Source organism: uncultured Demequina sp. (genome assembly GCF_913055775.1).
Classification (GTDB): Bacteria; Actinomycetota; Actinomycetes; order Actinomycetales; family Demequinaceae; genus Demequina.
On record NZ_CAJXJX010000015.1, the window covers coordinates 24,871 to 32,582 of the forward strand.

Here is a 7,712-nt window from a genome sequence, read left to right on the forward strand (position 1 = left end):
CAGGGCCGCGCATCGGCCTTCCGTCCGATCCTCACCCTGACCCTCCTCCGGGACCTCCCGCACCTGCACCCCGGCGACCCGCGCATCGGCTGTTCACCCGGTAGCGAAATGGCGGGGAAAACGGCATGAACGCTCGCGCCGCGCCGTTAAGTTGGGGACATGAGCACGCACGAGAGGACTGACGTGAGCGACACCATCACCGCCCGCGGCGACGTCGGAGGCATGGGTCTCAGTGACTCGATCTTCAACCGTCTGCTGCGCGAGCGCATCATCTGGCTGGGCGACGAGGTCCGCGACGACAACGCGAACGCGATCTGCGCGCAGATGATGCTGCTGGCCGCGGAGGACCCGGACAAGGACATCTACCTGTACATCAACAGCCCCGGCGGCTCCATCACCGCGGGCATGGCGATCTACGACACCATGCAGTACATCAAGCCGGACGTCGCGACCGTCGCGATGGGTATGGCTGCGTCGATGGGGCAGTTCCTGCTGTCCTCGGGCGCGCAGGGCAAGCGGTTCGCGACGCCCCACGCCCGCGTCATGATGCACCAGCCCTCGGGCGGCATCTACGGCACCACGACGGACGTGCGCATCAACGCCGAGCTCATCATGCACATGAAGAAGACCCTCGCGCAGCTCACCGCCGACCAGACCGGCAAGACGCTCGAGCAGGTCAACAAGGACGCGGACCGCGACCGCTGGTTCACCGCCGAGGAGGCCCAGGAGTACGGCTTCGTCGACAAGGTCATCAAGCACGCCGCCGAGGCCGGCGACGAGTCGCAGGGAGGCAAGGCGTGAGCGAGATCTACCAGACCATGCAGGCAGCCGGACGCACCTCGGGATTTGGCGGAGCGGCTCCGGCCGGGCCCTCGTCGCGGTACATCCTGCCCTCCTTCGAGGAGCGCACCGCGTACGGCTTCAAGCGCCAGGACCCGTACGCGAAGCTGTTCGAGGACCGCATCATCTTCCTGGGCGTCCAGATCGACGACGCCTCGGCGGATGACGTCATGGCGCAGCTGCTCGTGCTCGAGTCCCAGGACCCCGACCGTGACATCACGCTGTACATCAACAGCCCCGGCGGCTCGCAGACCGCGCTGACCGCGATCTACGACACCATGCAGTACATCAAGCCCGAGGTGCAGACGGTGTGCCTGGGCCAGGCGGCCTCTGCGGCTGCGGTGCTGCTCGCGGCCGGTTCGCCCGGCAAGCGCCTCGCGCTGCCCAACGCCCGCGTGATGATCCACCAGCCGCGCATCGAGGGCGGCGCTCGTGCGCAGGCCTCGGACATCGAGATCTACGCCGAGGAGATGGTGCGCATGCGCGAGTGGCTCGAGTTCACTCTCGCCAAGCACACCGGGCAGAGCCAGGAGAAGGTGCGCGATGACATCGAGCGCGACCGCTTCCTGTCCGCCGTCGAGGCGCAGGAGTACGGCCTCGTGGACCAGGTGCTCGAGTCCCGCAAGGGCGTCGACACCATGGCTCCCGAGGACCGCGCCGCCGCAGCGGCGATCGCGCCCAAGAAGGATGACAAGAAGAAGGACGACAAGTAGTCGACTTCGTCACAGCGGCCGCTCCTGCTCGCGCAGGGGCGGCCGCTTTCGTTTGCGGTCCTTTTGCAGGGCCGATGCGGTGGCGGGCTCGCGTACCCCATCCGCGCGTGCGCCCAGGGCGAACTCCTAGGGCGGCGAGTCGCCCGACGCGTGTCGGTGCGGCTCGGTAGCCTGGACACGATGGCGGCGGACCATGGGTGGAGGCCTTGATGACGCGACCGGCAGACAGCGGCGACCTGCTGAAGTGCTCGTTCTGCGGCAAGACGCAGAAGCAGGTGCGCAAGCTCATCGCGGGCGGCGGCGTGTACATCTGCGATGAGTGCATCGAGCTGTGCAACGAGATCATCGAGGAGGAGTTCGCCGAGGCGGCTCAGACCGAGTTCACGGAGCTGCCCAAGCCGCGCGAGATCTACGACTTCCTCGAGCAGTACATCGTGGGCCAGGAGCAGGCCAAGCGGGCGCTGTCCGTGGCGGTCTACAACCACTACAAGCGCGTGCGCGCGGGCGAGGCCCGCCCCAAGGACGACGACGGCATCGAGATCTCGAAGTCCAATGTGCTGTTCATCGGCCCCACCGGAACCGGCAAGACGTACCTCGCGCAGACCCTTGCTCGCATGCTGAACGTGCCCTTCGCGATCGCTGACGCCACCGCGCTCACCGAGGCCGGGTACGTGGGCGAGGACGTCGAGAACATCCTGCTCAAGCTGCTGCAGGCCGCCGACTTCGACGTCGACAAGGCCCAGCGCGGCATCATCTACATCGACGAGATCGACAAGGTCGCGCGGAAGGCGGAGAACCCCTCCATCACGCGCGACGTGTCGGGCGAGGGCGTGCAGCAGGCGCTGCTGAAGATCCTCGAGGGTGCGCAGGCCTCGGTGCCGCCGCAGGGCGGGCGCAAGCACCCGCATCAGGAGTTCATCCAGATCGACACCACCGACGTGCTGTTCATCCTGGGCGGCGCGTTCGCGGGCCTCGAGGAGATCATCAGCTCGCGCGTGGGCCGCAAGGGCATCGGGTTCGGGGCGCAGCTCAAGGAGGCCGACAACTCGGACCTGTTCGCGCACGTCACCCCCGCGGACCTGCACAAGTTCGGGCTGATCCCGGAGTTCATCGGGCGCATGCCGGTCATCGCGACCGTGTCGCCGCTGGACGTCGCCGCGATGGTGTCGATCCTGACCGAGCCCAAGAACGCCCTGGTGAAGCAGTACCAGAAGATGTTCGAGCTGGACGGCGTGGAGCTCGAGTTCGAGCCCGAGGCCGTCGAGGCGATCGCGGAGCAGGCGCTCGAGCGCGGCACCGGCGCGCGCGGGCTGCGGGCCATCATGGAGGAGGTCCTCCAGGAGACCATGTTCGAGGTCCCGGGCCGCGACGACGTCGGCCGCGTGGTGGTGACCCGCGAGGTGGTCCTCGACCGCGTGACGCCGGCCTTCCTGGCCCGCGAACCGGAGGAAGCAGAAGGCGCGGCCTAACCCGCGCCTCGCCGCCCGTCGCACCCGCCGCTGGCCAGCTCGCTGTCCGGCACTCATGGTCCCCTTTGACGCTTGTGAGCGCGCTATCCGGCGCACGCACACCGGTGGCGCGCCGTCCCCAGGCGGTGGCCTTGCCTTCCGATCCCCAAGTCCCGCCGCTGGGCAAACCCCCCGTGGCTGGTCTGCGACTACCTGTGGGCAGATGCGATCGTTGCGGACAGTGCCCAGGGCCGATGCGTCGACGAGCCTGACTGGGCTCCTGACTCAAGAGCCGCGCGCCTACACCCGCGGAGAGCTGATCGCGATGAGCAGTGAGAGTGCGCTGCGCCACGCCATCGCGCGTGGTGACGTGGTGCGCTTGCTTCACGACTCGTACGTCGCGTCGGTACACGCGAGCTCCTTCGCTGCCCGAGCCGACGCAGTCCTTGCGTGGCCGGGCATTCGTACTGCTCTCGGCGGTGCATCGGCGCTCTTCCTGCGCGGAGTGCTGGGGACGTGCCCGGAACGCGTTGACCTGTGCATCGGTGCGCACGACCATGTTCGAGCGCCTGCATGGGTCAGAGTGCGGCACTGTTCGTACGACCTGCCGACGGTGCGATGGCGGCGCGTCACTCTGGTGGCGCCGGCGGTTGCGGCTGTCCAGGCGTACGGCGAGGCCCACCCTCGCATGCGTTCGGAGGTGGTCTTCGGCACTCTGCGTAGTGGAGCCGCGTCGCTCGAAGACTTTCAGGAGGCGCTGGACCTTGTTCCGCGCGTCCGCATGCGTCGCGAACTGCGTCGCGACCTCGATGCTGCAGCGCGAGGCGCAGAGAGTTGGCTCGAGGCGGCGAGTCTGCGGGGCCTCTTCAACACTCAGGAGTTCAGGCGCCTGATCCCGCAGCACACGGTCATGGTACGGGGCATGACCTTCCGCTTGGATCTCTACGATGCTTCGACGCGAACGGCGATCGAGCTGGACGGGTCCTCGTACCACTCAGCACCCGGTCACCAAGAAAGTGACCGGGTTCGCGACGCGGAGCTCGCCACGGTCGGCATCCAGACCGTGCGACTCAGCTATCGCCAGGTCGTGGAGCGCCCAGAGTGGTGTCGTGAGACGGTGCGCGACGTCCTGCGGGCACGGTCCCGCCGCGCCTGAGTGCCGGAAGGCGCGCTCCGACGTGCGCTAGGGGTCGGTGAGTGCCGGACGGTGAGTGCCGGGAGGGAGGGGCAGGAGGGGGCAGGGGGCGGGTCAGGACTCCGCGAGGAGGGCGTTCTCCGTTCGCATCACCGTCGTGTCGGCGACCGGCGCGCCGGACCCGTCCTCCGGGCCCTCGCCGTCGACGCCCGGGTCGAGCGCCGCCACCGCGTCCACCACCTGCAGCGAGCGCACGCGCCCGGCAGCCATCAGGTCCGCCTTCGCGGCGTTCACGGCAGGCACCGACGCCTCCGGCACCAGCAGGTCCACGGACACGATCTCCGTGCGCTGCGACACCTTCGCCTCGGACTTGATCTTGCGCAGGGCCGCCAGCGCGGCACCGGCAGCGTCCACCAGCGTGGGGTCGGGCGTGCCGCCGGCGACTGCCCGCAGGGGAGCGGCCGACGGCCACGGAGCGCGGTGCACCGTGCCGGGACGGAACCACGACCACACCTCCTCGGTCGCGAACGGCAGCACCGGCGCGAACAGGCGCAGGAACGTCTCGAGCGCGATCGTGAGCGTCGCACGCGCGGACGCCGCCTCGGGCGAGCACGGCGCGAACGGGTCGATCGCCTCGCCCGGAGCAGCGCCGTCGTAGGCGCGGGTCTTCACCAGCTCCACATAGTCGTCGCAGAAGGTCCAGAAGTACGACTCCGCGAGCTCGAGAGCGCGCGTGTGGTCATACGCCTCGAACGCCGCAGTAGCGCCGTCGACCACGTCCGCGAGGCCGGCCAGGAGCGCGCGGTCCAGCGGCTGCGAGACCAGGGCGTGCGGGATGTCGAATGCCGCCGCGTTGTGCTCGGACACGTCGTGACCGCCGGACACCGCACCGTTGGCCGCCGCACCAGCGAACACGCCGTTGATGATGCCGCCGGTCACGTGCTTCGTGGCCCGCATGCCCTCCTCGAGCGAGGAGTCGGCAGCGGTCGCGATGCCCGTCGCACCCAGCGCGAACTTCGCGGCATTCAGCACCTTGTTCGCGAGCCGGCGCCCGATCTTCATCTGGCCCTCGTCGAAGGCCGCGTCCGTGCCCAGGCGCGCGGAGGCCGCCCAGTAGCGCACGGCGTCGGAGCCGTGGGTCTCGAGCAGGCCCATGGGCGTCACCACGTTGCCCTTGGACTTCGACATCTTCTTGCGGTCGGGGTCCAGGATCCACCCGGAGATGGCCGCGTGCTTCCACGGCAGCTCGCCGTGCTCGAGGTGCGCACGCACCACGGTCGAGAACAGCCAGGTGCGGATGATGTCCTGGCCCTGCGGGCGCAGGTCCATCGGGAACACCTTCGCGAACAGCGCCGGGTCCTCGCGCCAACCGCCCACGATCTGCGGCGTCAGCGACGAGGTCGCCCACGTGTCCATGATGTCCTTCTCGCCGGTGAAGCCACCGGGCACATCGCGCTGGTCCGCAGAGAACCCCGGAGCCACATCAGTCGAGGGATCCACGGGCAGCGTGTCCTCGGCGGGAACGATGGGGGAGTCCCATACCGGATCGCCCGAGGAGTCGAGCGGGTACCAGACGGGAATCGGCACACCAAAGAAGCGCTGGCGCGAGATCAGCCAGTCGCCGGTGAGGCCGTTGACCCAGTTCTCGTAGCGCTTGCCCATGTGCGCGGGCAGGAAGTCGAGCGCCTCGCCGCGCGCGAGCAGCTCGCCGCGCAAGCCCGCATCACGCCCGCCGTTCGCGATGTACCACTGGCGCGACGTGACGATCTCGAGCGGCTTGTCGCCCTTCTCGAAGAACTTCACGGGGTGCGAGATGGAGCGTGGCTCGCCGTCCATCACGTCCGCCTCGACCAGCATCTCCACCACGCGCTTCTGCGCGGAGAACACCGTGAGCCCGGCCAGCTCCGCGTACACGGACGCGGCGTCGCCGGTCTCGAGCCCGGCGGGCGGCTCCGAGCGGAAGCGTCCGTCGCGGCCCAGCACGGAGCGCATCGGCAGGTCGAGCTCGCGCCACCACGTCACGTCCGTGACGTCGCCAAAAGTACAGATCATCGCGATGCCCGAGCCCTTGTCGGGCGACGCCAGCCGGTGCGCCACCACGGGCACCTCGACGCCGAACAGCGGCGTCCGCACGTGCTTGCCGAACAGCGGCTGGTACCGCTCATCGTCCGGGTGCGCCACGAGCGCCACGCACGCGGGCAGCAGCTCGGGACGGGTGGTCTCGATCCACACGGACTCGTACGAGCCGGTGGCCTCCTCCGCGTCGGCCGCCTTCTCGAAGGCGATGCGGTGGTAGGCGCCGGGGCGCTCGCGGTCCTCGAGCTCGGCCTGCGCGACCGCGGTGCGAAAGGTCACGTCCCACAGCGTGGGAGCCTCCGCCTGGTAGCACTCGCCGCGCGCGAGCCCGCGCAGGAACGCCTGCTGGGCGACCGCCTGCGAGGACGGAGAGATGGTCTGGTAGGTCCGCGACCAGTCCACGGACAGGCCCAGGTGGCGCCACAGCGCCTCGAACTGCTTCTCGTCCTCCTCGGTGAGCCGCTCGCACAGCTCCACGAAGTTGCGGCGCGAGATCGGCACCTGGTCCGCGGCCTTCACGGACGCCGCTCCCCCCGAGTGCGGCGGCTCGAAGCCCTCCTCGTACGGGAGGGTCGGGTCGCAGCGCACGCCGAAGTAGTTCTGCACGCGGCGCTCGGTGGGCAGGCCGTTGTCGTCCCAGCCCATCGGGTAGAAGACCTCGCGGCCGCACATGCGCTGGTAGCGCGCGACCACGTCGGTGTGCGTGTAGGAGAACACGTGACCCACGTGGAGCGATCCGGAAACGGTGGGCGGAGGCGTGTCGATCGAGTAGATCTGCTCGCGGTCCTTGGTCTCGTCGAACCGGTAGGTGCCCTGGTCCTCCCACACGGAGTTCCAGCGGTCCTCGAGTCCGTCGACGGTGGCCTTCTGGGGGATGCGCGAAGTCATGGTCGCCATTCTTCCAGAGCAGCGCCGATGCGCGGGCACGGCTGCCGTCGGTTCGGCCGATGCGCGGGCTGGGGCGCCGCGAGCGGCTACAGTTCGACGGCGCCGACCACCTCGGTGGGCGTGGTGGACCCGCCGTCGGGTTCGACGCTCACCGCGATCGCTGCGGCGCCGTCGAGGCTCGCGTCCCATGCGGCCTCGCTCGTCCCGGGCGCCATGACCGGACCCGGCACGGGCGCGGAGCCGTCCGCCGGCACGATCCACAGCTGATACGTCTGGTCGTCCGTGAGCGGCGGAGTCTCTCCCACGACGGCGATGCCCTCCGTGGCGGACAGGTAGACGGTGGTCTCCCCCAGGTCGAGCGGGGCCTCGACCACGTCGTCTGCGCCGCGGATCCGCGCCAGATCCTGAGCGAGCTGGCTCGAGTCCTCGCCACCTGACAGAAAGAACGTGACTCCCATCACCACGACGGCGAACAGCGCGCTGGCGGCGACCAGCACGGCGGTCCGCGTTCGGAAGCGGCGCTCGGGTGACGGTGAGTGGCGGCGTGCACCCGCATCGGCCGATGCGGCGGCACCCGCGGGCGCCGGCACCTGCTCCGTGATCTCCACGGCA

Annotated in this window: 6 protein-coding genes; 4 read left to right on the top strand and 2 right to left on the bottom strand. The window is 69.5% G+C overall.

Features of this window, described 5'->3' with window-relative positions:
* The first annotated feature begins 222 nt into the window (after window positions 1-222).
* From QZ483_RS02840 to QZ483_RS02855, 4 genes are all read left to right on the top strand, one after another.
* Window positions 223-801, top strand: coding sequence for an ATP-dependent Clp protease proteolytic subunit (locus tag QZ483_RS02840; protein ID WP_297081479.1), 579 nt, complete (start codon window positions 223-225; stop codon window positions 799-801).
* 17 nt (window positions 802-818) lie between these two features.
* A complete protein-coding gene (locus QZ483_RS02845; RefSeq protein WP_297081480.1) occupies window positions 819-1,553 on the top strand; it encodes an ATP-dependent Clp protease proteolytic subunit in 735 nt (244 codons plus the stop codon).
* 209 nt (window positions 1,554-1,762) lie between these two features.
* On the top strand, window positions 1,763-3,022 hold the full coding sequence (gene clpX, locus QZ483_RS02850) for an ATP-dependent Clp protease ATP-binding subunit ClpX (RefSeq protein WP_297081475.1): 1,260 nt from the start codon (window positions 1,763-1,765) through the stop codon (window positions 3,020-3,022).
* A gap of 667 nt (window positions 3,023-3,689) precedes the next feature.
* Window positions 3,690-4,157: an endonuclease domain-containing protein gene (locus QZ483_RS02855; protein ID WP_297081476.1), complete on the top strand. Its 468-nt coding sequence runs from the start codon at window positions 3,690-3,692 to the stop codon at window positions 4,155-4,157.
* Window positions 4,158-4,250: 93 nt separating this feature from the next.
* Here the strand turns inward: QZ483_RS02855 and valS are convergent, their stop codons facing one another.
* Both valS and QZ483_RS02865 read right to left on the bottom strand, forming a co-directional pair.
* On the bottom strand, window positions 4,251-7,109 hold the full coding sequence (gene valS / locus QZ483_RS02860) for a valine--tRNA ligase (protein WP_297081477.1): 2,859 nt from the start codon (window positions 7,107-7,109) through the stop codon (window positions 4,251-4,253).
* A 77-nt stretch (window positions 7,110-7,186) separates the two neighbouring features.
* On the bottom strand, window positions 7,187-7,712 hold a 526-nt coding region (locus tag QZ483_RS02865; protein WP_297081478.1), incomplete at its 5' end, for an anti-sigma factor.